Origin of the sequence: Colwellia demingiae, assembly GCF_007954275.1 — a bacterium.
Classification (GTDB): domain Bacteria; phylum Pseudomonadota; class Gammaproteobacteria; order Enterobacterales; family Alteromonadaceae; genus Colwellia; species Colwellia demingiae.
Genome location: NZ_VOLT01000014.1, coordinates 75,799 through 102,343, shown reverse-complemented (window position 1 = coordinate 102,343; position 26,545 = coordinate 75,799). Strand labels below are relative to the sequence as shown.

General features: G+C 40.3%; 19 protein-coding genes and 2 pseudogenes. 15 read left to right on the top strand and 6 right to left on the bottom strand.

Going from position 1 to position 26,545, the window contains the following annotated elements:
• Nucleotide 1 precedes the first annotated feature (1 nt).
• From ESZ36_RS20495 to iolD, 3 genes are all read left to right on the top strand, one after another.
• Nucleotides 2–793 carry an HpcH/HpaI aldolase family protein gene (locus ESZ36_RS20495; RefSeq protein WP_146791323.1) on the top strand — a complete coding sequence of 264 codons (792 nt, stop codon included), beginning with the start codon at nt 2–4 and terminating at the stop codon, nt 791–793.
• A 259-nt stretch (nt 794–1,052) separates the two neighbouring features.
• Nucleotides 1,053–2,045, top strand: a complete 993-nt coding sequence (locus ESZ36_RS20490) for a hydroxyacid dehydrogenase (RefSeq protein WP_146791321.1) — start codon at nt 1,053–1,055, stop codon at nt 2,043–2,045.
• Nucleotides 2,046–2,107: 62 nt separating this feature from the next.
• A complete protein-coding gene (iolD, locus tag ESZ36_RS20485; protein ID WP_146791319.1) occupies nt 2,108–3,958 on the top strand; it encodes a 3D-(3,5/4)-trihydroxycyclohexane-1,2-dione acylhydrolase (decyclizing) in 1,851 nt (616 codons plus the stop codon).
• Nucleotides 3,959–4,800: 842 nt separating this feature from the next.
• Here the strand turns inward: iolD and ESZ36_RS20480 are convergent.
• Nucleotides 4,801–5,682, bottom strand: a complete 882-nt coding sequence (locus ESZ36_RS20480) for an AraC family transcriptional regulator (RefSeq protein ID WP_146791317.1) — start codon at nt 5,680–5,682, stop codon at nt 4,801–4,803.
• 353 nt (nt 5,683–6,035) lie between these two features.
• Between ESZ36_RS20480 and iolE (ESZ36_RS20475) the strand changes: the two genes are divergently transcribed.
• The 6 genes from iolE (ESZ36_RS20475) (at nt 6,036) to ESZ36_RS20450 (ending at nt 13,301) form a co-directional block, all read left to right on the top strand.
• Nucleotides 6,036–6,932: a myo-inosose-2 dehydratase gene (gene iolE, locus ESZ36_RS20475; protein ID WP_146791315.1), complete on the top strand. Its 897-nt coding sequence runs from the start codon at nt 6,036–6,038 to the stop codon at nt 6,930–6,932.
• 101 nt (nt 6,933–7,033) lie between these two features.
• A complete protein-coding gene (locus ESZ36_RS20470) occupies nt 7,034–8,197 on the top strand; it encodes a Gfo/Idh/MocA family protein (RefSeq protein WP_146791313.1) in 1,164 nt (387 codons plus the stop codon).
• A gap of 55 nt (nt 8,198–8,252) precedes the next feature.
• Nucleotides 8,253–9,419 (top strand): Gfo/Idh/MocA family protein, encoded by a 1,167-nt coding sequence (locus ESZ36_RS20465; RefSeq protein WP_146791311.1) that lies wholly within the window; start codon nt 8,253–8,255, stop codon nt 9,417–9,419.
• 235 nt (nt 9,420–9,654) lie between these two features.
• Complete coding sequence (locus tag ESZ36_RS20460) at nt 9,655–10,596, top strand: substrate-binding domain-containing protein (protein ID WP_211357824.1); 942 nt, start codon at nt 9,655–9,657, stop codon at nt 10,594–10,596.
• A gap of 150 nt (nt 10,597–10,746) precedes the next feature.
• Nucleotides 10,747–12,330, top strand: a complete 1,584-nt coding sequence (locus tag ESZ36_RS20455; protein ID WP_211357823.1) for a sugar ABC transporter ATP-binding protein — start codon at nt 10,747–10,749, stop codon at nt 12,328–12,330.
• Nucleotides 12,327–13,301 carry an ABC transporter permease gene (locus ESZ36_RS20450; RefSeq protein WP_211357822.1) on the top strand — a complete coding sequence of 325 codons (975 nt, stop codon included), beginning with the start codon at nt 12,327–12,329 and terminating at the stop codon, nt 13,299–13,301. The genes ESZ36_RS20455 and ESZ36_RS20450 overlap by 4 nt, the downstream gene beginning before the upstream one ends.
• A 158-nt stretch (nt 13,302–13,459) precedes the next feature.
• Here ESZ36_RS20450 and ESZ36_RS20445 read toward each other — a convergent pair whose 3' ends face one another.
• The 5 genes and pseudogenes from ESZ36_RS20445 to ESZ36_RS20430 form a co-directional block, all read right to left on the bottom strand.
• A complete protein-coding gene (locus ESZ36_RS20445; RefSeq protein WP_170235906.1) occupies nt 13,460–13,750 on the bottom strand; it encodes a transposase in 291 nt (96 codons plus the stop codon).
• A 612-nt stretch (nt 13,751–14,362) separates the two neighbouring features.
• Nucleotides 14,363–14,476: pseudogene (locus tag ESZ36_RS23225) on the bottom strand (IS1595 family transposase); the annotation flags it as partial.
• A gap of 708 nt (nt 14,477–15,184) precedes the next feature.
• The gene (locus tag ESZ36_RS20440; protein WP_146791307.1) at nt 15,185–16,687 is read right to left on the bottom strand and encodes a CoA-acylating methylmalonate-semialdehyde dehydrogenase; all 1,503 of its coding nucleotides are present in this window, start codon (nt 16,685–16,687) and stop codon (nt 15,185–15,187) included.
• A 15-nt stretch (nt 16,688–16,702) separates the two neighbouring features.
• On the bottom strand, nt 16,703–17,599 hold the full coding sequence (iolE, locus tag ESZ36_RS20435; protein WP_146791305.1) for a myo-inosose-2 dehydratase: 897 nt from the start codon (nt 17,597–17,599) through the stop codon (nt 16,703–16,705).
• Nucleotides 17,600–17,658: 59 nt separating this feature from the next.
• Entirely contained in the window at nt 17,659–19,569 is a 1,911-nt protein-coding gene (locus ESZ36_RS20430; RefSeq protein WP_146791303.1) for a bifunctional 5-dehydro-2-deoxygluconokinase/5-dehydro-2-deoxyphosphogluconate aldolase, read from the bottom strand.
• Nucleotides 19,570–20,252: 683 nt separating this feature from the next.
• Between ESZ36_RS20430 and ESZ36_RS20425 the strand changes: the two genes are divergently transcribed.
• From ESZ36_RS20425 to ESZ36_RS20400, 6 genes and pseudogenes are all read left to right on the top strand, one after another.
• Nucleotides 20,253–21,101, top strand: a complete 849-nt coding sequence (locus ESZ36_RS20425) for a MurR/RpiR family transcriptional regulator (RefSeq protein ID WP_146791301.1) — start codon at nt 20,253–20,255, stop codon at nt 21,099–21,101.
• Nucleotides 21,102–21,602: 501 nt separating this feature from the next.
• On the top strand, nt 21,603–22,598 hold the full coding sequence (iolG, locus tag ESZ36_RS20420) for an inositol 2-dehydrogenase (RefSeq protein WP_146791299.1): 996 nt from the start codon (nt 21,603–21,605) through the stop codon (nt 22,596–22,598).
• Nucleotides 22,599–22,730: 132 nt separating this feature from the next.
• Nucleotides 22,731–23,534, top strand: a pseudogene (gene iolB / locus ESZ36_RS20415) (5-deoxy-glucuronate isomerase).
• Between the two features lie 145 nt (nt 23,535–23,679).
• A complete protein-coding gene (gene iolG, locus ESZ36_RS20410) occupies nt 23,680–24,678 on the top strand; it encodes an inositol 2-dehydrogenase (protein WP_146791297.1) in 999 nt (332 codons plus the stop codon).
• Nucleotides 24,679–24,776: 98 nt separating this feature from the next.
• On the top strand, nt 24,777–25,514 hold the full coding sequence (locus ESZ36_RS20405; protein ID WP_146791295.1) for a sulfite exporter TauE/SafE family protein: 738 nt from the start codon (nt 24,777–24,779) through the stop codon (nt 25,512–25,514).
• Between the two features lie 28 nt (nt 25,515–25,542).
• Entirely contained in the window at nt 25,543–26,445 is a 903-nt protein-coding gene (locus ESZ36_RS20400; RefSeq protein ID WP_146791293.1) for a DMT family transporter, read from the top strand.
• Nucleotides 26,446–26,545 lie beyond the last annotated feature (100 nt).

Sequence of the window (26,545 nt, the reverse complement as noted above, 5' to 3'; positions counted from 1 at the left end):
AATGAGAGATAATTTAATTAGACAAATTTGGGCGGACGGTGGTGCGGTTGTTAATGGGTGGCTGGCAATTCCAAGTAGTTTCTCAGCTGAAGTGATGGCTCACCAAGGGTGGGACTCGTTGACCATCGATATGCAACATGGCGTTACCGATTACACCAGCCTGATCCCTATGCTGACTGCTATTTCCACAACAACCACCATGCCGGTAGTTCGGGTTCCCTGGCTGGAACCAGGCATTTTGATGAAAGTACTGGATGCTGGTGCCTATGGGGTTATTTGTCCCATGGTAAATACAGCTGAAGATGCAAAAGCCTTTGTCAGCTACACAACCTATCCACCCCTAGGTCAGAGAAGTTTTGGTCCGATTCGATCCTTGCTATATGCCGGTGCAGATTATCCGAAATATGCCGATGACACCATAGTGCGTTTTGCCATGATTGAAACCAAAGAAGCGCTAGAAAACCTGGATGCCATATTGTCAGTCGATGGTATTGATGCCATTTATATCGGACCTGCTGATCTGTCGAATGCGTTAGGTTGCACGCCGAAGTTTGATCAAGACGAACCACTAGTTGTTGAAGCCATTGACCATATTCTGAGTCGGGCAAAGGCACATGGAGTTGTAGCAGGCATTCATAATGCCTCTGCAGAATATGCCAAACGAATGATTAAGAAAGGCTTTCAGTTTGTAACCATTGGTTCTGATGTGCGTCTTATGGTTGGCGGAGCACAGCAGGTTCTCCAGACAATGAAAGAAGATACAGAAAGCATTCAATCTGGTAGTGGCTACTGAATGTCAATTTCATAATTTATTTGTACAACCAATTGATGTAGAAGGATAAAGACTAATATTATTGTCGGCGTGGGGAGACAATCATTAGTTCTTAATGAGGATGCCAAAGATAATCCCAAGTAAGTCACCAAAAAGGCATCGTACACTTTCTCTGAATTGAATCAATGTTATTCCCTTCAGTCAACACTGACATGAAATACGGATGATGATTTGGCTTGAACTTCATCATTCTCCAGTCAATCAAATTAGAGGCATGTAGATGAGTATTAAAAAGATGAATATTAAAAAGGTTTTTGTGGCTGGCAAAGTTCACCCTCTGGGCCTGAAAGTGCTGGAAGAAAGAGATGATATAGATTTCAGAATGATTGATCATCCAACTGAAAGTGATTTTATCAATTTGTTACCGGATTATGATGCGCTGTTAATACGCACAATGCGTTTGCCAAAACAGGCATTATTAAATAGCAAACAGTTGAAAGTCATTTCCCGTCATGGTGTTGGTTATGACAATGTTCCGGTTGATTTGGCAACAAAAATGAATATACCAGTCGCAATTATTGAAAATGTGAATGCGATAGCTGTTGCCGAACATACGTTATCCATGATACTCGCGCTGGCCAAACAGACATGCCAATACGACAGGGAAGTCAGGCAGGGAAACTGGGCCATCCAGAACTCCTTGGCGGCATCTGAGTTGTGGAACAAAAAAATACTTCTTGTAGGTTTCGGTCGAATTGGATTTGAAGTGTTAAAACGACTGAAAGGATTTGATGCAGAGGTATTGGTATACGATCCTTATTTATCAGATGAGAAGGTGAAGGAGTATGGTGTTACTCGCGTAAAACTCCTAAAAGAAGCAGTACAAATTGCCGACATCATCAGTCTGCATATCCCTCTAACACCAGAAACTGACAACCTGTTTGATGAGCAAATGATTAGCCTCATGAAACAATCCGCATTCTTGATCAATACCGCTCGTGGTGGGCTCATTGATGAGTTTGCCCTGGCGCAAGCCTTGAAATATAGCAGAATTAAAGGGGCTGCACTGGATACGGTTATTGACGAGCCAATGCCTGCATCCTCACCGTTGGCTCAGCAGGAAAATGTGCTACTTAGTCCTCACTCTGCTGGACTAACCGATGAATGCGCCGCTCGGATGGGGATATCATCTGTTAAAAATGTGATCGCGGGACTGGATGGCTACCTCAATCAAAATTTGGTCGTTAATCGTGAAGTATTGATTACCGAGTAATGACAAAAATATTTGTCTCTAAAAAACAAACATAAATTAACTTCAGAATACTAGGATAAATCATGAAAACAATAAAACTGACTATGGCGCAAGCTCTTGTTAAATATCTGATGGCACAAAAAACAATTGTTGACGGTCAAAAGGTACCGTTGATTCCTGGAGTATACGGGATATTTGGTCATGGTAACGTTTCCTGCTTGTCAGAAGCGTTGGTGGAGGTGCGTGAAAAATTTCCAACTTGGCGTGGTCAAAACGAGCAATCAATGGCTCTGGCGGGAGTTGCTTATGCAAAAGCAGTTCGCCGTAAACAGGTTATGGCAGTAACAACATCAATTGGCCCAGGTGCAACCAACGTAATTACCGCAGCCGGTGTAGCGCATGCAAACCGGTTACCTCTACTGATTATCTGTGGTGATACATTTGTTAACCGAAGACCTGACCCAGTTTTACAGCAGGTTGAACATTTTCATTCACCATCAACCTCAGTTAATGATAGTTTCAAGCCAGTAAGTCGGTATTGGGATCGGATTTATTCCCCTGAACAAATAATTTCTACACTGCCGCAAGCGATTGCCACGATGCTTGACCCCGCAGATTGTGGACCAGCATTTATTGGCATTCCTCAGGATATCCAAGCTATTGCTTTTGATTATCCGGAATCATTTTTCGCAGAAGTAGTTCATGAAGTGCCACGCCCAAGAGCGGATGCTAATCAGCTGGAAAGGGCAATTGAAGCAATCAAAAATGCCGAGCGACCACTCATAATTTCTGGCGGCGGTGTGCTTTATTCCGAAGCGGCAGATGAACTTCGCAACTTGGCTGAACGTCGCCGTATTCCAGTGTGTGAAACCATAGCTGGTCGTTCGTCACTAACTCATTATGATCCGGTGAATATTGGGCCGCTGGGTATCCTAGGGTCTACTTCTGCAAATGAGATGGCAGCCAAGGCAGATGTAGTTATTGCAATAGGAACCCGATTGCAAGATTTTACTACCGGATCCTGGACTGTGTTCTCTCACGATTGTCAAATCGTATCGATCAATGCCGCTCGATTTGATGCAGTCAAACACAAAGCGATTTCAGTAGTTGGAGATGCATTGGTGATTATTCAGGAGCTGGATCAAGAACTGTCTGACTGGCGTGCTGCAGAATCATGGTTCCAAAAAGGTCAACAGGAATACAAACAGTGGAATGAATTATTAGAGAGTAGAACGGCTAAAGATGGCAAAGAACTACCTCGTTATGCGCAGGTCATCGGTGCAATCAACCGTAACTGTGCCCCCTCTGACCGGGTTATTAGTGCAGCAGGCGGTTTACCCGGTGAGCTAACCAAAAACTGGAAGACCAAAAACCCTGGTACTTTCGATTGTGAATTTGGATTTTCGTGTATGGGCTACGAAATCGCTGGCGGCTGGGGCGCTGCAAAATTGACCAAAGATAAGCCGGGCGTGGATACTATCGTCTTTGTTGGCGACGGCTCTTATATGATGATGAATTCTGATATCTACAGTTCTGTTTTAGACGGCAACAAGATGATCGTTATCGTCTGTGATAACGGTGGCTATGGCATCATCAACAGATTGCAAAACCATACAGGTGGGGCATCTTACAATAACTTGCTCAAAGACTGTAATGTGGAGCAGGTCTTCTCAGTAGACTTTATTCAGAATGCCAAAAGCATGGGAGCCCTGGGGGAGAAAGTTAAAAGTATCGATGAACTTGAAGAAGCCTTTTTACGTGCAAAAGCTGCTGATAGAACCTATGTCATTCAAATTGATACCGACCCGTTTGACTGGACACCGGGGGATGCGTGGTGGGATGTTGCTGTGCCTGAAGTTAGTAATAGAGAAGAGGTTCGTCAGGCTCGTTCAGATCATGATGAACAGAGCGCACGTCAGAGAATCGGTGTGTAGCTTCATTTGCTAATAAAGACAGGGAGAGACTGGTAACCTTTATTAGAAAAATATCTCTTACTGGTTCTACGCCTCGTTCACCCTGTTTTTTAATTTTCTGGCATTCGTAGTAAATAGCTTACTGATTTTTCCTTAGCAAGGTGAAATCCCAAAATGCCGACAGCACACTCCGGTAATTGCTGGCGACGTGTGCTGCTCATCAAGGTAAGTGTTCAGAACGATGATAAAAATTAAGCGAACTTATAAATCACTCTGAGTGGCTTATATACCCAAGCTCATTCAAAATGCTTGAGCTATTTCATTTTGAGGCGAATCCACTGTTTTGCTAATAAGCTATATCCGTGTAGCATCCAATTCTTTTACGTAAAAATAAAATGGGATTGCTCAAGCGCTTCTACGATGGGGCTAAAAACTATTTATACGTCGTGATTGATTTTGATAATGGAACAATCATTCCCCACAATCAATGTCTTGCCTAAATCATTTTTTCTCCCTCTGAAATATGCATTTTGAATGATTACGGGTATAGGGTTAAAATCAGTTAACAACGCAAATCAAACAGACACATAATGGCTGTTTTTTCAGCGTTGTAGCCAGACGGCTTCGTCCAACCGGTGTAGTGACTCAAGAGCCAATTTTGTTACTGTTGTGAGATGGTTTCTTGCATAAGGCGTATCATGATCTCATTCGGATAAAAATCAGTCTTATGTTTGAAATACCAGCATTTTCAATGTTCACGGCTATATTCGTAATGCCGTTACCTCACTCATAGCGCAGCATACGGTTCCTGTGGTGAACGATGCATGAAAATTTCGAATCCTGTTTGTGATGAAATTGCTGGTTTAGAGAACTCCACTTGATCTGATTTTTTTACGGTAAAGAGAGGGAGATATTCCTGATTGCTTTTTAAACGCACTGGAGAAGTTAAATTGATTTTGATAGCCCACCGTATTAGCAATATCTGCTATAGGGGCACTAGTCTGATAAAGAAGCATTCTGGCACGCTGCATGCGTAATTGATTCACTTTTTTCATTGGATTTATGCCGAGATGTTCCCGACACAGAGTGTATAAGTGCGACGGTGATATGGCGGCTGTCGATGCCAGTAGTTCTACATTCCATGGCAATTGTAATTGGTGGTTTACTGTTTGAAACAATTTTTCCAATCGAGTTCGAATGTGTTTAGAATAATCTGCAATTTCAAAGTTCAGCTCTCTCTTAAGGTATATAACAATTTCACTTGTAAGATGATCTGCGAGTGTTTTTGATTCGAGCTCTTGGCTGTGAATTTCGTTATAAATGGCGTTCATGACATTGTAAATTTGATCAAGGTATTTTGCTTTATGGACGCTAATTTCTCTATTTTTTAACCACCCCCAGCTATTTACATTGGCAAGGTCAAACCACACCGTCTTCCAGTTATTACCATAAAGTTGATAGCGTGCGGGGCATCCTGCCGGAACAATCATAATATCACCACGGGTCAAGACTCGTTTATTTCCTGGATATTTAACGATACCCATTCCTTCTACAGTAAAAAAAACCACGTGTGCTATAAAACTATTTCTGCTTATATCGTAGGTTCCTGCTAGGTCGGAAATGCCCGCTGCAACAATATCATGAGCCTCGATGGGACTATCGGTATCTCTGGAATTTACATACTTTTCACTGCACTCATTGCCTATTGAATAAATTTCGGGCCAGTTCAATCGTTCACCATTCATATCCAGATCCTACAAGTAATAAAATAATAAGGTTAGAGCTTTCTTAGAGTAGTTAATCAAATGATATACGTAGTTGTAGAGATTCCTAGTGTAGCTTGATCTCTACTAGACTATCAACTCGAGTTTGCAACTTAACCTTATTTCATGGGCTTTAATGTGTTTTTTTTAACATATATTCTCCCATAGATTAAGTCAAATTATATCGGCCAAATATATTTTCATAGTACTTATTTGTATTTGTGGGTAATGAAAATTATTAAGTTCAGTTCAGGTTACTCAATGTTGATTGGACTTTATTGAACAACTACTACTAAAAAAAAGCGCTTTAAGTGTGAATAAAAGAGGAAATTTTGATGTCTGTAAAATTTGGAATAGCACCCATTGCCTGGTCGAACGACGACCTACCTGAACTAGGCGGGGAAACGAGTCTGGAAACTTGTCTCAAAGAGAGTCAGCTAGCTGGCTTTAGTGGTACCGAAACTGGTGGGAAATTTCCGATGGATCCAACGATTCTGGGACCCGTGTTAAAAAAATATAGTCTGGATCTGGTATCTGGATGGTTTTCCGGCAGTTTGCTGGAAAATAGCCTTGAAGAAGAAAAACGCAGAGTTGCAAGCCAGCTCCATACTTTTCGCGAGTTAGGTGCGCAGGTTTTGGTTTATGCCGAGACAACAGGAACCGTGCAAAACCAGCAAGCAATTCCGTTAAGTAGACGTCCGATATTAACCCATGATCAAATTAAAGCTTATGGTGAAAAATTAACGTCGTTTGCGGAATTTATGAGTTCAGAAGGTGTCTCTCTTTCATACCATCATCATATGGGCACTGTTATTGAAACAGAAGAAGAAGTAGACGTTTTGATGGCCAACACGGGCGATGACGTCAACTTACTTTTGGATACTGGTCACCTGGTATTTGCCGGAGGCAATCCCATTCGGTTGTTACAAAATCACGGACATCGTATAAACCATGTCCATATGAAGGACATTCGAAACAACATTTTAGCCGATGTAAAACGACAAGACATGTCATTTCTTAATGCGGTACTGGCAGGCGTGTTTACAGTACCAGGAGACGGAATGATTGATTACCAGTCAATAGCGAACGAGCTTCGAGAACAAAATTATAGTGGCTGGGTTGTCGTAGAGGCGGAACAAGATCCGATAAAAGCCCCACCTCTTAAATATGCAAAGCTGGGCTTTAATCACCTAAAAAAGGTATTTGAAAAAGCACAGTTTAAAATCGACTAATTAATTACAACGGATATTCACTGGAGATTTCGCTAGAAGATCAGCGTTTTAGCCAGTGTTCTATTAGTTATCCTGATATTGGTAATAGAGGAGCAAAAATAATGAGAAAAACAATTGGTGTTGGTGTGATTGGAATGGGATGGATGGGCGAGTGTCATAGCCGATCTTATAAGGTTATTGCCGACAGGTTTTATGATCAAAATATTGATCCAAGGTTAGTTATTTGTAGTGACTCTGTTGAGGAGCGCGCTAGAGATAGCCAGCATAGATTTGGCTTTGAAGAGTATACAACGGATTGGAAGCAAGTCATTGCTCACCCCGATGTCGATGTTGTTAATATTACTGCGCCAACTGGTATGCATTTGGAATTAATTAAAGCGGCTGCCGAAGCTGGCAAACATGTTTATTGCGAAAAACCTGCTGGTAAAAATCCTCAAGAAATTGCGGAAGCTGAAGCAATTGCCAGACAATATGATGTACTAAGTATGATCGGGTATAACTATCGCTGGGCTCCTGTGGTGCAATATGCACGAAAGCTCATTTTGGATGGAAAATTAGGGCGATTAACCCATTACCGTGGACGTTTTTTAAACTGTTATGCCAGTGATCCCCATTCTTTGTTTTCATGGCGATTTCAAAAAGAAAATGGTCACGGCACATTAACTGATCTTATGAGTCACACCATTGATATGGCCCATATGTTAGTTGGACCGGTCAAACGTTTAACCAGCAATATTCAAATTATTATCAAAGAACGTCCTTTACCCACAGAAGGGACGAGTTCACATTACGCCAAAGGTAATGCTGACAGTCCAATGGCGTCTGTGACTAATGATGATTATGTCAGTGCGTTATTAGAATTTGAAAATGGTGTGACCGGAACAATTGAATCATGTCGAGTTATCAATGGACCAAAGACTGAAATGGGATTTGAACTACACGGAACTGAAGGAGCATTACGTTGGAACTTTGAACAGATGAATGAACTTCAACTGCAGTATCGTAATAATGAAGCTGGAGAAGAAGGATATACAACGATTTATAGTAGTCCTGCACACCCTAATCACGAACGTTTTAATCCGGCTCCAGGCACTGGGCTTGGATACGATGATCTTAAGGTTATCGAGTGCTTTGAATTCTTAAAGGCTGTTTCTAACGGGACGGAAGCTGACCCTAGTTTGAAAGAGGCCCTAGCGGTAGCAAAAGTACAGCAGGCTATTTTAGCCTCTTGGGACAAGCAGGCTTGGGTCGATGTTGAAAAGTAAGATAGGTTAAGCGCAACAAGGTTAACTCTTTTTAACAAAATTTTTGGAGTGATAAATGAATAGCAACAATATGATAAAAAAATTAGGTCGTCGGCTTAGATTAGGCGTTGTGGGCGGAGGTCCAGGCTCTTTTATCGGCGGGGTTCATCGAGGCGCAGCACTAATGAATGAGCAATATGATATTGTCGCAGCGGTTTTATCTTCTAATGCTGAGCGATCAATTCAAGCTGCTATAGATCTTGGTATTCCTCGCGGGTATGGCTCAGCAGCTGAAATGATTCACAGTGAGACTAACCGAAAAGATGGTATTGATGTCATAGCAATCATGACACCAAACAGTGAGCATTTTTCTGTCGCCTGTCTTGCTATAAAAAGTGGTCTTCATGTTATTTGTGAAAAACCCCTGACTAATACCCTTGCTGAGGCCGAAGAGTTAGAACGATTAGTGGCTAAAGAAAAAGTTCACTTTTGTGCTGCCTATGGATACTCAGGCTACCCTATGGTTCGCCAAGCAAAAGCGATGGTGGAGGCAGGTGATATTGGTGAAATTCGAATGATCCAGTGTGATTATGTTCAGGGGCATCTTGCTGAGTTAGGAGAATCAGAAAAAGATGGCAGCAATTGGCACATGAATTCAGCAGTAGCCGGTGATGATTTGATTGTGGCTGATATTGGTACTCATTGTTATCACCTATGCCAATTTGTAACACAAATGCTTCCCGCTTCACTTAGTGCTGAGACCTGTGTATTGACACCGGGTCGAACAGCCACGGACTACACCAGCATTCAGCTTAGATATGACAATGGTGCTAGAGGTGCCTTTTGGATTACCCAATGTGCTGCAGGTGCAGAACATGGACTTTATTTGCGTGTTTTTGGTAGCAACGGTGGTCTCGAATGGCATCAAGAGCAACCAAATCAATTGCTACACCGCCAGCTTGGTAAACCGGCAAGGCTACTGACTAAAGGGGGACCTGAATTGTATCCGATAGCAAATCGAGCTAGCAAGATATCGATCGGCCATCCAGAAGGTTACCGAGAAGGGTTCGCTACTTTATATTCAGAATTTGCTGAAGCAATTATTGCAGACATAACAGAGGAAGATAATCAGAACGATGTGTTTGTATACCCCAAGATAGCTGAGGGTGTAGATGGCGTCCGTTTCATTAATACTGCGCTGGAATCAAATAAAAAAGATGGACTGTGGACTTCTCTGAATTAAGGTTGTAATTCTTAATTCGAGGTCTTGCAATCTACTGATATCTTTAAATTACTGAGGTGTTAGATGGAGAGCAAGTTAGTTATTAGTACATGCCATTTTTAGCTCATTCATGAAGTTTACCGAAAGAGCCATAGTTTGTAGTTCGACGTGAAAAAGTCGATAAACCTTGGTTTTTTTATTAAGACTGCGCAGTGTAACTGCGCAACTATTCAAGCAAAGAAAAAAGGAAAAAAAAATGATAAAAACGATAAAAAAAACCTTATTGGCCGCCGCAATACTCACTACCACTTCAAACATTGCCTTAGCCGATGATTCATTGGTTATTGGCGCCCCTATGTCGTCCTTTGCCGATAAGTGGCTGAGCTATCTTTTTGATGGTATTCGTGATTTTGATACTAAACATGATGATGTTATCTTTAAGTTGACTGACGCCAATGATGATCCAGGTAAAATGTTAAATGACGTCGATAACTTTATAGATTCAGGAGTAGATGCTTTATTGGTTGTACCTACCGATATAGCGACGGTCAAACCTATTGCCAAAAAAGCAAAAAGAGCTGGTATACCTTTGATTATTATTAATCGACTTCCTGATGAGAAAACAATGAAAAGCGTTGATGCTTATGTCGGATCAGAGTCAATTGAAGCCGGTATTATTCAAGCGGAGAGCGTGGTCGGATTATTAGATGGGCAGTCGGCCAATATCTTGTTGCTATTAGGACCTATGGGGCAGGAAGCTCAAATATACCGCACTGAAGGCAATAAACAAGTCTTTGCAAAATATCCAAACATTAAGATTGTTGCCGAGCATGAAGGTCGTTGGGATAGGGCTAAAGCACTGCAAATTGTTGAAGATGTACTACAAGCACACCCAGAAATTAATGTGATTGTGGCGAACAATGATGAAATGGCAATCGGTGCATTGCTCGCGGCTACTAAGGCAGGGAAAACAGATGCCGATTTGATCATCTCAGGGATTGATGCTACGCCAGATGCTTTGGAATACTTAGGTAAAGGCTTAGATACTACTGTATTCCAAAGTGCTAAAGGGCAAGGGTACGGTGGTGCTGAAATTGCTTATAAGCTATCAAAAGGTCAAAAGGTTAAAAAAATGAACTGGATAGATTTTGAGTTAGTTGATAAGTCGCAAAAAGAAGCATATCTCTTAAAATATTAATCTGAGCCGGGGGGTAACTTATGCCCTCCATTAATATTGTCTGATAAAGGTAAATCTCCTCAGAAAGTGAATGATTAACTGAGGAGAGAATTATGCTAAAGAGCACTGTCCTGATTAGCTATAACCTATTCGATAAAAAGAAGAAAACCTGTGAATAACTCAAACTATATTTTAGAAATGAACAATGTAAGCAAAACCTTTCCCGGGGTTAAAGCTTTAGATAATGTCAACCTGCGCATTCGTACGGGCAGTATACATGCACTTATGGGAGAAAATGGTGCTGGAAAATCGACATTAATGAAAATTCTTTATGGAATTTATACCCCTGACGAAGGTGGTGTTGTTCTCTTAGATGGTAAACCGTTCCAACCTAATTCTCCAATTGATGCTATTCGTTCTGGATTGGCAATGGTTCCTCAAGAAATTAGCCCCTCAGCTAATCTATCTGTTGCAGATAATTTTTATCTTGGTAGAGAGATTACTAAAGGCATCTTAATGGATCAGAAGCAAATGAATGCTGAGACCACTAAAGTACTGGATGAGCTTGGGATCCCAATGGAAGTCGATGTGTTGATGAGTGAAGTTTCTGTAGCTCAAGCGCAACTATTGGCTATAGCTACGGCAGTTTCATATGATGCAAAAATTATTATTATGGATGAACCGACAACTGCGCTGACAGAATCGGAAGTTCATCGTTTATATAAGATTGTAAGAAAAGTGCAAGAGCGTGGCATCGCAATTATTTACATTTCTCATAAACTGGGCGAAGTATTCGAATTATGTGATGAAGTTTCGGTTATACGAGACGGACAATATATAGGTACTAAGAATACTGCTGATATAACTAAAGAAGAAATGATCAATATGATGGTTGGTCGTGAAATGGATGAGATGTTCACTCGCGACAGTGTTGATATTGGTGAAGTGCTACTAGAAATTAAAAATCTAAATCTACCTGGCAAGTTTGAGAACATTAACTTTAATGTAAGAAAAGGGGAGGTTTTTGGTATTGCTGGATTAGTCGGCTCAGGTCGTAGTGAAATTGTTGAAGCTATTTTTGGTTATGTTCCTGCTGAATCAGGTGAGGTAATCATTCATGGAGAAAAGGTTGATATTAAACAACCAATGGATGCAATTAAGCACCGTATTGGCTTTGTAACTGAAGATAGAAAGAAAACAGGTTTAATGCTCAATATGAGTGTTACCGATAACATGATTATGCCTGACTTATTGCCTTACTTAGAAAGTGGACTTGTTTCTGACAAGTTAGCTTCAGCTGTTTCTAATCAAAAGAAAAAACAATTAAGAATAAAAACACCATCGGTTGATACGATTATCGATAACTTATCTGGAGGTAATCAACAGAAAGTTCTTATAGCTCGATGGTTGCTGTTGGAACCTGAAATTTTAATTCTTGATGAACCTACTAAAGGAATAGATGTCGGTGCGAAAGCTGAAATTTACAAGTTAATAATAGAGTTAGCTAAGGCCGGTAAAGCCATCGTTATTATTTCATCAGAAATGTTAGAGCTATTGGCCCTAAGTGATCGGATTATGGTTATGGCCGAAGGGCGCGAGAGTGGCATTGTAGATCGTGCCGATGCCACTCAGGAAATTATTCTTGAAATGGCCGCAGGCGATACAGCAGAACAAGCGCTTGAACATGCTCATCAAAATGAGCCATCTATAAAAAATGATCAACAAAATTATAAATTTGAGGAAGTAGGACAATGATCGCTACAACAACAAATGCTGTCCGAGATATGAATTATTCGGCTTTTTTTCATAAATATGGGATGGTATTGATACTGATCCTTTTATTTACTGTTTTATCATTCAACATTGAGGGGTTTGCTTCTTTTCGGAACATTTTTAGTATTCTCGAACAGGTTTCTATGTTTGGTATTATTGCTATTGGCGTAACTTTTGCGATTGTCACAGCAGGTATCGATTTATCGACGGGTTCCATTGTTGCTTTGGCCTCAGTCGTTGCCGCTACATTAGTTACTGGTAGCGAAGGATATGGCATGACGCTTGTTGCCTTTGGTGGCGCTATGCTCGTTGGTGGATTCTGCGGTTTAATAAACGGTACGATTACCGCCTATGGCCGTATACCTCCATTTATTGCAACGTTAGGCATGATGACGGCAGCTCGAGGCTTCGCTCAATTATTCAGTGATGGCCGTCCTGTTGACGCTAGCTCTGATGCTTTCACTTCTATTGCCGGCACTTCTGTATTTGGTATACCTGGTTTGGTTATTATTTACGTCTTAGTTGCTATTGCTTGTCATACGATGATGAGCAGACGAACTTTTGGTCGTCATGTCTATGCAATAGGTGGCAACGTTAATACGGCAAGAATTTGCGGTGTCAATGTCGAAATTACCTTGGTTAAAGTATATGTTTTATGTGGTGTGTTAGCGGGTCTTGCTGGTGCAATGCTTACTTCTAGAGCTTTTGCAGGTAACCCAACATTTGGCAACATGTGGGAACTTGATGCTATAGCAGCAGCGGTTATTGGTGGTGTGTCACTTGCTGGCGGCGTTGGCTCTGTACCCATGTGTATAGTAGGCGCTTTGATTATTGGTGTGATGAATAAAGGGCTGAATATGTTGGGCGTTGATCCATACTGGCAGCAAATTATCAAAGGTATGATTATCATCGGTGCTGTTCTTCTAGATGCTCAGAAACGCAAAAAATCTTAAAGAATAAATGATCTTAGCTGTGTTGCTCACCGCTATAAAAAGAGCAACCTAGCGTAAATTTAATCGAGACATATTAACCGTCACGTCTCGATTACTTTTAACTTGTATATACCTGTAATCATTCAAAATGCTCGCTGGCCTGTTTTTTAATTTGGATACTACAGCTCTGGCCCCAAGAAAAATAAACTTCGTAACGGTTTATCGCATGAGCCTTTTCCTACTGAGCCTAACTTTACTTTTCCGCCACTGCTGTGCTGTTTGGGGGTAAGCCCTATATAAGAGGATACTTGCCTACCACTATTGAAATGCTCACCATTTCCTAACTGTATTTTTAACCTAACCGCCGTAATTGGCCCGACACCTTCAAGTTTCGTTAACCGCAGACAATCACCATCTTGCTCAGTTAATTGAACAAGCTCATATATGTATTTCTTTAAAGTCGTCTTCAAGTCGAGAATAGAGCGCCCACATTTGAAATAAACCTTTTCGCATCGGAGCCGATAATTCGTTTTCAGCATCTTCTAAAATTTCAGGTACCCGCTCTTTAAAACTTTTACTACTTTTATTGATAACAATACCAAACTCTAGCAATAATCCTCGTACTTGATTCGATAGTTGTAGTTTCTACCACTGATACATGCATTTTGAATGGTCACGGATATAAAGCAGATTATTAATTGGTTTGATTGTCTGCCAAGCATATGGGGATATCGTCAGATTTTGAAATGCTTATCTCAAATTGCAACATATCTAAGTCACGTTTTTAAATCATTATATTTTTGAGCCGGTGCGCTTATTGCTGTCCATCTGTATTTTATCACGTTATCATAAACTTGTTTTGTCGCATTAGCGAGTAAACACCTACACGATTAACGTGCGTTTTATTTATATCATTCTAATCGCACTATAAGGTTTTTATTATAGCAAATGCTTTATTAATCAATTAGTTACTAATTAATGGTCGTCATCAACCAGAGGTCGATACATATATTTGCTAGCGTCCTCTGAATGTTTCATTTATCCAAGTCTTCAACGTACAGTGATATGCATTGACGTCTGCCATCTTTACCACTAACGAACTTGGTCTTTACACCACCTCGTTTTCTTGGTGTTCTAGGTTGATGGTGCATGCCCTTAAGTGAATGTCTGAAAAAGGTTTCATCCATTTCGACAATGTCTTCTAACTAATTTGCTTTGTCTTGATTAACAATTTACATCAGTCTGTGACGAAGCCAGAATGAGGCATCTAATGAAAGTAAGTTATAAATCAGAGAACCAACCCATAGTGGCTTATACTGCGTTGTGCTTTACCGTGACTTTATTTCGAGCTTGGGATACGTCATTTATGGTAAAAATTTATACTGGTAGTATCAAATAATTCAACCCCTGTTGGTTTCCTATAAGTGGTGTGAATTGTAGGATAGCGCTTGGGATGGCCCAGATAAAGCATGTAAACTAAAAATTTAAATAAGCACCTTTATAAAACTTAGCTAGGTAATCAACATAATCCTAGATTCAGCTATGTAGGGTAGGGGGGGAGTACGAGAGAAAGCGTAAATCAAATGTTATCAGTTAGGTGAGTCCCGTTTACACAGGTTATAAAACTATCACCTGATATCTTTGGTATAGTCTTATTTATGATGAATTTAATTCGGTTGGCTGTGGCTAATAAAAAGCTCCGCGGGTCAGTAAGCTGTTGGGAAAGAACATTAGCGTGGCACTGACGTTTAGAACCAGATTTCAGCTTGTACACCAGCAACGAGAGTGCTTTCGTCACCATTTTCACTCTTAAGCCCGAATAGCTTGGCGGCTAATTGTCACCCTACGTATAAAGCAGCTTTCAATACGTTTAAAACGCATTGAAAGCACATCTTTAGATGAAGTTATTCCATGGTTGGCATCGAAAAGGTATTTGTTGTTTGACTGCCATTAGGCCATCTAGCTGTTACGGTTTTCATTTTAGTGTAGAAACGAACACCATCGTTACCGTGCATGTTTAATGGACCAAATACCGAGCGCTTCCAGCCGCCAAAGCTATGAAATGCCATTGGAACAGGAATTGGAATATTAACACCAACCATGCCCACTTGAATTTGTTCGCAAAATTGACGAGCGCTATCCCCATCGGTGGTGAAAATGGAAGTACCATTGCCGTATTCGTGTGAATTAATCAATGTTACGGCATCGTTATAACTTTTAACACGTACCACGCATAATACGGGGCCAAATATTTCTTCATTATAAATACGCATACCAGGTTTTACACGGTCAAATAAGGTTGGTCCTACGAAATAGCCTTGCTCATGGTCAACAACTTTAAAATCACGACCATCAACCAGTAATTTCGCTCCGTCTTCTATCCCTGAATCAATATAGCTCAATACTTTATCAGCATGAACTTTACTGACTAACGGCCCCATATGAGGTTCTTCGATAAAACCAGAACCGGGACCAACACGCATCTCCGAAATTTCTTGCTTTAGCTTAGCAATCAACAGATCTGCTGTTCCGTCACCAACACAAACGGCTACTGAAATTGCCATGCAACGTTCGCCCGCCGAACCAAATGCAGCGCCCATTAGAGCTGATGTAACTTGATCAACTTCGGCATCTGGCATTACGATCATATGATTTTTAGCGCCACCCAAGGCCTGAACACGTTTACCGTGTTTACTGCCTGTGGCATAAATATATTCGGCGATTGGGGTTGAACCAACAAAGCTGACTGCGTGGACTCGGCTGTCGCTAAGTAATACATCAACGGATTCTTTATCACCGTTAATTATGTTGAATACACCATCAGGTAAACCGGCTTCTTTTAATAACTCGGCAACACGCATTATTACGCTTGGATCTTTTTCCGACGGCTTCATGATAAATGTATTACCACAGGCTAGGGCGATCGGGAACATCCACATGGGCACCATCACTGGGAAGTTAAACGGTGAAATGCCGGCACAAACACCTAACGGTTGCATTAGCGAAAAGCTGTCAACACCACGACCAACATTTAGCGAGTGCTCACCTTTTAACAAGTGTGGAATGCCACAAGAAAACTCGACCACTTCAATGCCACGGGTTAATTCACCTTTAGCATCAGACAAAACTTTTCCGTGTTCTAACGTAATCATTTCGGCTAACAGATCGATGTTTTGTTCCATCAATGCTTTAAAGCGGAACATAATGCGTGATCGGTTAAGAGGCGTAACTTTGCTCCAAGTCTCAAATGCTGTTTGTGCTACACCAATAGCAGCTTCAGTTTCACTGACCGTTGCAAGTGTGACTAACTTTGTTTGCTCACCTGTTGCAGGATTGAAAACAGGAGCCTTACGACTACTCTCGCTGGCAACTCGCTTACCATTAATAAAATTACCTATTACTTGCATGTTATTAACTCCTATTTACGCTAGTTTCAAACCAGCTTGTTGTGCAAAATGTTGAATGTTGTTAAAACCTAATGTTGCATAGGTCAATGGATTTGCAGTAGCTGGGTCTTGCTCAGCTTCGACCACCAGCCAGCCCTGATAATTGAACTCTCGAAGCGCGATAAATATCTCTATATAGTCGATATCACCGTCACCTGGTACGGTAAATACACCATTGAGTACCGAATCTAGAAAGCTAAGATTACGATTCTTGGCATCTTTTAGTACTTCAAGTCGGACATCTTTAGTGTGGACGTGTGCAATGCGTGAACCATGCTTAGCAATGACGGCCATTGGGTCGCCACCGGCATAGGTGATGTGACCACTATCAAGTAATAAAGCAAGTGACTCACCTGTGTGCGTCATGAGTAAATCGATGTCATCGCTTGTTTCGACTACCGAGCCCATGTGATGATGGTAGGCGAGGCGTACTCCCTGACTTAAGCAGTAATCAGCAACTTGAGTTAACCGTTCACCGAACTCATGCCAGCCATTTTCTGAAATCGTTGGTCGTTGCGATAGCGGAGTATTTTGAGCACCATGAATAGCGCCGGTTACTTCACAATAAACCATAACCGTCGAGCCGCCTTTTTTTAGTAGCTGTAAGTGATCTTCAATCGCGACAATCTCTTCTTCAGCACTTCGTTCTAGTAATCGTCCGCTAAACCAGCCAGAGACAAGAGCGAGATCATGTTGAACCAACACACTATTAAGTTCTTCGCTTTGACGCGGAAACTTGTTACCTAGTTCAAAACCAGCAAAGCCCGCTTTTTTTCCTTCACTCAGGCACTGTTCTAATGATGTGTTTGCGCCTAGTGACGGCAAGTCATCGTTGGTCCAGGTGAGGGGATTTATCCCAATTCGTACAGTCATATTTTATAGTCTTATATAAGGGATAGCAGAAGCTATCGTCGATAAATTAAAAGGGCTGTCTAGGTTTTACGGTTACGCCATGCGTTAACCAAACGTAAATAATTATTCTTTACCTGCGTAACAAAGACATCGTCATCAATATCTCCTTTGAGCCAGGCTTTGCTTGGCGCGCTAAATATTGAGCGTCCAACGGCAAATCCTTTACAAATATCAAAATTGGCACTGGTTCTAAACGTTTTTTCTAATTCACTTAATGGTGCATCTAGCCCGAGTATAATTACCCCACGGCAATGCGGGGAACGTTGTTTTATCAGGTCTGAAATACCTTGCCATGCATTTACGGTTGGGGCAGGTAGCTTCCACCAATCGGGTTGAACACCCAAATTGTAAAAACGTTGCATCGCTAAAAAAACTGTATTGTCATCTTGCTTCATATCAGCTGGAGGAATGATTTCTAGCAGTAACTCATGACCACTAATGCAACAGGCTCTATACAGCTCAACGATTTGACGTTCTTGTGTTAAGCGCAAATTAATTTCATCTTCGGGGTGGAAGAAAACTAGGCATTTAACAATATGCTCTTTTGGCCAACTTTTTAGACGAGACCCAATAGAACGACCTCCTTCAAGCTCAAGAGGGCGAGAACTAGGTTGTTCTACAGGACGTGCAATCCACCAATTTGTACCTGTCACTTGATTAAGGGCATCTTGCCCATAGGTATCATCAATCAGTACGCCAGCTTGGTAGTTGAATCCTTCGCTTTGTGAACCAGCAATGGCAGCTTTGACCAACAATTGCTTCAACTTACCGATACGTGCAGGATCTGCATTAAGCTGACAGGCCATATCATAAAACTGTTTGCGGTGATCAAAGGCTAAAATACATAATTCACCCCAGTTAGCAGGTGTTCTTGTCGTAACACGGTGCAAATGGTTTAGCTCAGTATCTAAATCGGGACGAGTAATACTTTGTTGACGTTGCAGGTAATTATCTAATTCTTCTTCTGATGGAATAGCGGGGGCGCAAGCATGACGTGAGACGACTAGTGCGCCGCAGGCATTGGCGTAGCTGCAACATTTGTCATAACTTTCATCACGTAACCAGCCACGTAGGAAGCCGCTTAAGAAAGCATCGCCAGCACCTAATACATTAAGCACATCAACAGTAACGCCATAGCTGGTGAAACCTCCATCTAAGCTATCTGGAATAACACCATCAAACACTGAACAACCTAAAGCACCGCGTTTAACCACAATTTCTGCGCTACTGATGGAACGTATTTTTCGTAAACACTCAATAGTATCAGTGCTACCTGCCGCAATATGAATCTCTTCTTCGGTACCAACAATTAAATCACAAAGTGGTAAAATAGATAATAAATGCTGCGTTACTGACTCGTTAGACACAAAACGATTTTCACCTTCGCCAATGCCAGTTAGTCCCCAAAGTACCGGGCGATAATCAATATCTAGAATAACTTTAGTACCAGCGGCACGTGCGTATTCGATTGCTTTAAGGCTGGTAGCGTTGGTTTGTTCAGTAGAAAAGTGGGTACCATTGATAAGTAATGACTTGCTCGATGCAATATAATCAGCATCAAAATCATTGCTATCAACAGCCATATCGGCACAATCATTACGGTAAAATAGTAGTGGAAAACTGTCATTATTTTTAATTGATAATAAGACTAAGCCTGTTAGGCGTTTAGGATCAGTCACCACATGACTAACATCACAGCCTACTCGCTCTAATTCTTCACGGACAAATCTACCCATATGTTCATCGCCAACGCGTGTTAGCATTGATGATTTTAAACCGAGTCGGGCTGTACCAAAGGCTATATTACCTGATGAGCCACCCAATGATTTGGTAAAAGACGAGGTGTCTTCTAAACGACTTCCTATTTGCTCGCCATAAAGATCGACCGCAGCACGGCCTAGGCATATTACTTCAAATTTATGTTTACTCATTCGAGTTGTTCTCCGATAAGGTAAATTGGTTATCCAAATCATAATGGGCAGAGATACCAGATGTTTATAATAAGGTCGGTTTAATGAATGACATTTTGGCAATTCTCTGAATTGTTCAGTGTGCTTGTCATTAGTTATTAATTTGAACCGTTATTAATTTAGAATATTCATTCTATAAAAGCAATAGCTGAAACGTGTAAATCATATTTTAAGTTTACTTTTAGAGAGGATGTAATCTTTTATTATTATAAAATAATAACCATAACAATGAGTTAACGCCAGCCAATGCTTGGAATGTTTATTCTAATTAATTTGATTTATATTTTAACGAAACACATATTCCAAAATAATGAATGAGATCAGTATTCCAAAGTAATTAACAATACGTTTATCTTGAATATTGGCTTGATCATGAGAGTAGGCTCTTGGTTGCTGTAGCCATTGATAATGACCTTCATTTGATTGTGAATCAGCTTGACGCCTGTTTACTCTGAAGTTAATAAACAGCTAAAGGATGTTTGGAATTAATATTTCATATTTCAGTTTTAGTTAAAAGTTGGCTAGAACGTCTTTCAAGACTAGAGTTGGTAAGAAAATTATTTAATACTTTAATTTTTAGAATGTATGTATTATTTTAAAGTATAATATTATTTATATTCTAAATGTAGGGTCAAGGGGTTGATATGGGTAAAATAACAGCAGGTAACAACATGACAACGTTGGATGAGCTAAATATGAACATATCCAATAAATTCGATGAATTGAGTAATAGGTTGCAAGAGGTTGCTAAATATATCTTGGATAGCCCCAATGAAATTGCCTTTGGTACTGTTGCTGTAATTGCTAAAGATGCCAACGTTCACCCTTCGACCTTGATCAGGTTTTCGCACGCTTTTGGTTTTACTGGTTTTAGTGATATGCAGAAGTTATTTCAAAAAAAATTGCTACAAGATTCACCTAATTATGATGAACGAATCAAATTAATTAAGGATGACAGTAGTCTTGATGGTGAAAGTGCAAGTCTTAGGTTGTTAGATCAATTTAGTCAGGCTAATAGCCAAGCACTTGAAAACCTGAAAAATAATATTAGTCAAAGTGATTTGGACCTTGCTAGAGATATCTTAGCTCAGGCTGACTCTATTCACGTTAAGGCTGTTCGCCGCTCATTTCCTATTGCGAGTTATTTGGCTTATTTATTTAATCACATCAACTTACGTTGTTTTTTACTCGATGGTGTTGGTGGCATGCATCAAGAGCAGGACCATTTAATTAGAAAAAATGATGCGGTTATAGTGATTAGTTTTTATCCGTATGCCGATGAAACACAACAAACTATTGATAATGCAGTAGCCAGAGGAAATTCGGTGATTGTCTTTACCGATAGTCTTCTGAGCCCTATGGCGCAACAAGCCAGTGTTTGTTTTGTAGTTAAAGAAGCGGAAGTTTATTCATTTCGATCGCTCACTGCCACTATGTGCCTGGTACAGTCATTGGCTATTAGTTTAGTTCACAAATTAAATATAGAAATTTAGTCCAATAACAATTGATCTTATTGTTATTGGACTAAGGTTTGAAACCTATTCTAAGTATTTGGCCATTGAATAAAAAGTAAATCTTATGACCCAATCCCTGAGAAATGAGCTTGATAAAATTGCATTCAACAAATCATGTCACAAGTAGTGAACTGGAAATATAGTAGGCTACAATTCATCAATAGGTAGGGCAGGACAATATAAAATCCCTCACATCTCCGGGAAATTATTTGTATGCTCACTTTGCTATAAGGCATTCATTTATTCTATTAAATATTAAATTATAGTCACTGAACCAAATCTCTAAGATCCCAGTATCGTCTGTTTTACATGTCTACAAAGATGATTACAATCGATCTGTCTCTTAAATTCACATAACTACAAAACTTAAATAATAGTATTTATTCGAACATTTTATTGATGAAAATGCAATTGCAAGCGCTTGCAATGGTCGTTGTGTGCTGTTATGGTTTATGCATATTTAATGGATGGACAATAGTTATGATTAATTTTGCTTTATTAGGCGCTGGCCGTATCGGTAGTATGCATGCTGGTCTCATTGCCGGAAACCCAAAGGCTAAGTTACGTTATGTTTATGATACGTATCAGCCTGCAGCTAAAGAATTAGCTGATAAATATGGCGTTATTGCCGTTGAGTCTGTTGAACAAATACTCAATGACGATAGCGTCGATGCGCTACTTATCGCTACCACTACTGATACTCATGTTGAGCTTATTATTAAAGGGGCACAGGCGGGTAAGGCCATTTTATGTGAAAAACCAATCGATCTGAGTACTGAGCGTGTTCGCCAGTGTTGGGAGCAAATTAAAGATTGTCAGGTACCAATCCAAATTGGCTTTAATCGTCGCTTCGATCCAACCCATGCTGGATTACAAGATCAATTACGTAATGGTGATATAGGGTTATTACAACAATTAATTATCACCAGTCGTGATCCTGATATTGCTCCGGTAGAATACCTACGCCATTCAGGTGGAATTTTTCGCGATATGATTATTCATGACTTCGATATGTTTAGATTTATTACTGGCGAAGAAGCCACCGAGATCCATGCTGTTGGCAGTACTCTGATTGATCCTGAATTGGCCAAGATTGGCGATGTTGATAGCGTGATGCTAACGATTAAAACCAAATCAGGAAAACTTTGTCATATTAACGGTGCTAGGCGTTGTGTTTATGGTTATGACCAGCGCATCGAGGCATTTGGTAGTGAGGGCATGTTACAGTCGAACAATCCACTTCCTAATTCAGTTAGCAAGTCTACAGCCACAGGTACAGACAGTCTTAGTGTACTTAACCCGTTCTTTATCGAACGTTATCAAGATGCTTACCAAGCACAGCTTAATAGTTTCATCACATCATTAATGACTAATACACCAACGTCACCTTCTTTTACTGATGGTATGAAGGCTCAAATAATGGCTGATGCGGCTCAGGAGTCACTCGCCAATGGTAAACCAGTAATACTGGAATAATCGTTAGTTTAATCTTCCTTATAATATGCCATATATCAATTACTGTGGCTGGCGATTAGTTTGTTTCACAAGCTAATTATAGAAAATTTAGGTTCAGAATTCCCTAATAATTGGGAACTAAAGGTCGAAGGTATGTCTTATTTACACAGCCGCCCGAGCAATGTCGATGACAAGGGCTGCATCCAAAAAATAACACCACAATCAGCGAATTGGCAATACATTAGTTTTGAAGTTCATCAACTAGTAGCTGGTCAAAGTAAAAGTTTCTGTAGTGCAGATCAAGAAACTTGCATGGTGATTGTTACTGGCTTGGCCGATGTTGCGACCGACAATGAGTCGTGGACTAATATTGGCGAGCGCATGACAGTGTTTGAAAAAAAAGCGCCATATAGTGTTTATACTCCGCCTGGTGATTCGTTATTGGTAACAGCCAATACTGATTTGGAAGTTGCAATATGCAAAGCACCAGCTGTTGGTAAATATCCTACCCGTTTGATTAAACCTGAAGATTGCAGTTATGTCCCGCGTGGCTCTGGAACTAACCAACGTCATGTTTGCAATATCTTATTTCCCGATCAGGAAGCAGAAAAGTTGCTAGTGGTTGAAGTGATCACGCCTGACGGTAACTGGTCAAGTTATCCTCCTCATAAACACGATACTGATAACTTACCCCAAGAAAGCGCCTTAGAAGAAACCTATTATCACAAGTTAGATCCCCAACAAGGTTTTGCTTTCCAACGGGTTTATACGGATAACCGTAGTATTGACGAAACAATTTCCGTTGAACATAATTCTGTAGTAATGGTACCATAAGGGTATCACCCTGTAGGATCTCCTCATGGCTATGAGTTGTATTACTTGAATGTGATGGCTGGTGCAACCCGTCAGTGGCAGTTTAAAAATGACCCTGCTCACGAATGGATTGTTAATACCTAGAAGGCCAAGTCAATACTACGGATCAATTATTGGTTAACGTTACTAATAAACTTATTTTTGTTGTAATTTTATAATCGTCATTGCAAGCGCTTGCGATTATTTGTAGTTTTTTGGTAATACTGGTATTTAAATATAGGAAATAGTTATGATTAATTTTGCTTTGTTAGGCGCTGGCCGTATCGGTGGTATGCATGCAGATCTTATTGCAGGTTCTCCTGAGGCTATTTTACGTTATGTTTATGATACGGATCAGCCCTCAGCAAGAGAGTTGGCAAATAAGTATAGCGCTATTGCCGTTGAATCTATTGAACAAATACTCAATGACGATAGCGTCGATGCGTTACTTATCGCCACTACTACTGATACTCATGTTGAGCTTATTATTAAAGGGGCACAGGCGGGTAAGGCCATTTTATGTGAAAAACCAATTGATTTAAGTACCGAACGTGTTCTTCAATGTTGGGATAAAATCAAAGATTGTCAGGTGCCAATTCAAATTGCTTTTAATCGTCGCTTCGACCCAACTCATGCAGGATTAAAACGACAATTAAATGAAGGATACATTGGGCTGTTACAACAATTAATTATCACCAGTCGTGATTCTGATATTGCCCAAGTGGAATACCTACGTCACTCAGGTGGAATTTTTCGTGATATGTTTATTCATGACTTTGATATGTTTCGTTTTATCACTGGTGAAGAAGCCACCGAAATCCATGCCATTGGCAGTACTCTAATTGATCCTGACTTGGCAAAAATAAGTGATGTTGATAGTGTAATGATTACGATTAAAACTAAGTCAGGAAAGTTATGTCATATTAATGGTGCTAGGCGCTGTGTTTATGGCTATGACCAGCGTATAGAAGCATTTGGTAGCAACGGTATGCTGCAGTCAAATAACCCGCGTTCCAACTCAGTTAGCAAGTCAATAGCTTCAGGCACAGACAGTATGAGTGTACTTAATCCGTTTTTTATTGAGCGTTATCAAGATGCTTATCGCGCTCAGCTTGATAGCTTTATCTTATCATTAATGACTGATACACCAACGTCACCTTCTTTTACTGATGGGATGATGGCTCAAATAATGGCTGATGCGGCTCAAGAGTCACTTGTTAGTGGTAAACCAGTAATGTTGGATTTGTAGTTAGTTTTGAATTTCAACATATCGTTTCTATACTGTTTAGTCTTGCGTTACTAACAAATAAAGTAAGACTTTCGACCGTTTTCTTGGATATCTCTTACATGTTAGTGACAGACCCCTGGTTTTATATCACTGCTATTCCCGCCATCTTGATTTATGGTATCGGTAAGGGGGGCTTGGGTGGTGCTCTTGGTATCATTGCGGTGCCAATGATAGCCCTTGTTATTTCACCCATGCAAGCAGCCGCTATTTTGTTACCTATATTGTGTGTTATGGATGTTTTTGCAATCAAAGTGCACTATCGCAATGCAGATTACTCTTTACTTAAGTTGATGCTGCCTGGCGCATTTGTAGGAATTGTTGTCGCAGGATTTTTTTTGAGTGTGATCCCTACAGCAGGATTGAGCTTATTAATTGGTAGTCTGTCATTATTATTTTGTCTTCAATACCTACTCAACTCAAGCAATAAACCCATCGTTAAAAATGTATGGTTTTGGTGTGCGCTTGGCGGTTTCTCAAGTACAACCATTCACGCAGGTGGAGGGCCGATCAGTATTTACTTATTACCCAAAAGGCTAAATAAACTAACGCTTGTTGCAACAATGGCTGTGTTGTTTGGCATTATTAATTTGATTAAATTAATTCCCTATACACTACTTGGAAACTTTGATCAGACTAACTTACTGACGGCTTTAGTGCTGATGCCATTGGCTCCTATTGGTGTAAAACTTGGTGTAATGCTGTTACATAGGGTAAGTCAGAGCATGGTGTATCGACTTTGTTACCTATTTTTATTTTTATCTGGCCTTAAACTTTTTGGCGATGGCATCATCGGATGAAGAGGGTAATACTAGGAAGCAACATTTAATGCAGTCACATACTCCCCAGAAACATTCAGAACTATTATTAGTCGCTGCTACTTTGATTGCAGCGTCTGGCTGGATATTTTCAAAAGAAGCCATTGCGCATTTACCTGCTTTTGGTTTTATTGGTTTAAGATTTTTATTAGCATCAATATGTTTATTACCTTTTTGTTATCGTCACTTTATTCGCGTTAAGTCTATTGATCTTATTAAAGCCTTCTGTGTAGGGGCTTTATTGGGAAGCGCATTATTATTGTGGATTTATGCGGTATCTATTAGTGACACATTAGGAGAAGGCGCATTCATCATGAGCCTATCGATGTTATTTGTCCCACTTGTCGCATGGCCGCTATTTGGTTATAAGCCAACTAGCGCCTTTTGGTGCTCTTTACCTTTCGCGATAATTGGTTTGGTTTTGTTATCCCTTGCAGGAGGATGGCAGCAATCGAGCAGCCAATTATGGTTTTTATTTGCGGCAATGATGTTGGCAGTGCACTTTAATTTTAATAGTCGCTATGCTCAGCGTATTCCCGTGCTGTTATTAACGTGTATCCAGCTTTTTAGTACGGGACTGATGGGACTTGCAATGTCAGCATTTTTCGAAGTTTGGCCTGATAATATTCCCAATTCAACCTGGGGTTGGTTTGCCTTGAGTGTACTGGTTGCCACCAGTTTACGTTATGTTTTACAAACATTAGGTCAAAAAGGAACCAGCACAGCTAATGCTGCGATCATCATGATATTAGAGCCAATATGGACATTGTTATTAAGCATGTTATGGCTAGCAGAACAGATGTCTACATATAAGGTGATGGGTTGTATTTTTATCTTATTCGCTATAGTGATTAATAGAAGTTGGGGCAATTTAAAATTAATTTATTTACGGAGGGGAAAATATAAAAATTAGGTGGAAGCTTGATTTATAAAACGGTGGTATTGAAAGTTAATGCCATGATTATAAAAATAATAAAATTGAGGAGAAAAATATGAAATTTGCATTACACGGT

Excerpts from the sequence above, each read along its gene's own strand:
- ESZ36_RS20480 (WP_146791317.1), bottom strand. The coding sequence starts at position 5,682 with ATGAATGGTGAACGATTGAACTGGCCCGAAATTTATTCAATAGGCAAT.
- ESZ36_RS20490 (WP_146791321.1), top strand. The coding sequence starts at position 1,053 with ATGAGTATTAAAAAGATGAATATTAAAAAGGTTTTTGTGGCTGGCAAA.
- ESZ36_RS20460 (WP_211357824.1), top strand. The coding sequence starts at position 9,655 with ATGATAAAAACGATAAAAAAAACCTTATTGGCCGCCGCAATACTCACT.
- iolG (WP_146791297.1), top strand. The coding sequence starts at position 23,680 with ATGATTAATTTTGCTTTGTTAGGCGCTGGCCGTATCGGTGGTATGCAT.
- ESZ36_RS20405 (WP_146791295.1), top strand. The coding sequence starts at position 24,777 with ATGTTAGTGACAGACCCCTGGTTTTATATCACTGCTATTCCCGCCATC.
- iolE (WP_146791305.1), bottom strand. The coding sequence starts at position 17,599 with ATGACTGTACGAATTGGGATAAATCCCCTCACCTGGACCAACGATGAC.
- ESZ36_RS20430 (WP_146791303.1), bottom strand. The coding sequence starts at position 19,569 with ATGAGTAAACATAAATTTGAAGTAATATGCCTAGGCCGTGCTGCGGTC.
- ESZ36_RS20470 (WP_146791313.1), top strand. The coding sequence starts at position 7,034 with ATGAGAAAAACAATTGGTGTTGGTGTGATTGGAATGGGATGGATGGGC.
- ESZ36_RS20465 (WP_146791311.1), top strand. The coding sequence starts at position 8,253 with ATGAATAGCAACAATATGATAAAAAAATTAGGTCGTCGGCTTAGATTA.
- ESZ36_RS20440 (WP_146791307.1), bottom strand. The coding sequence starts at position 16,687 with ATGCAAGTAATAGGTAATTTTATTAATGGTAAGCGAGTTGCCAGCGAG.
- iolD (WP_146791319.1), top strand. The coding sequence starts at position 2,108 with ATGAAAACAATAAAACTGACTATGGCGCAAGCTCTTGTTAAATATCTG.
- iolE (WP_146791315.1), top strand. The coding sequence starts at position 6,036 with ATGTCTGTAAAATTTGGAATAGCACCCATTGCCTGGTCGAACGACGAC.
- ESZ36_RS20450 (WP_211357822.1), top strand. The coding sequence starts at position 12,327 with ATGATCGCTACAACAACAAATGCTGTCCGAGATATGAATTATTCGGCT.
- ESZ36_RS20400 (WP_146791293.1), top strand. The coding sequence starts at position 25,543 with ATGCAGTCACATACTCCCCAGAAACATTCAGAACTATTATTAGTCGCT.
- ESZ36_RS20425 (WP_146791301.1), top strand. The coding sequence starts at position 20,253 with ATGGGTAAAATAACAGCAGGTAACAACATGACAACGTTGGATGAGCTA.
- ESZ36_RS20495 (WP_146791323.1), top strand. The coding sequence starts at position 2 with ATGAGAGATAATTTAATTAGACAAATTTGGGCGGACGGTGGTGCGGTT.
- iolG (WP_146791299.1), top strand. The coding sequence starts at position 21,603 with ATGATTAATTTTGCTTTATTAGGCGCTGGCCGTATCGGTAGTATGCAT.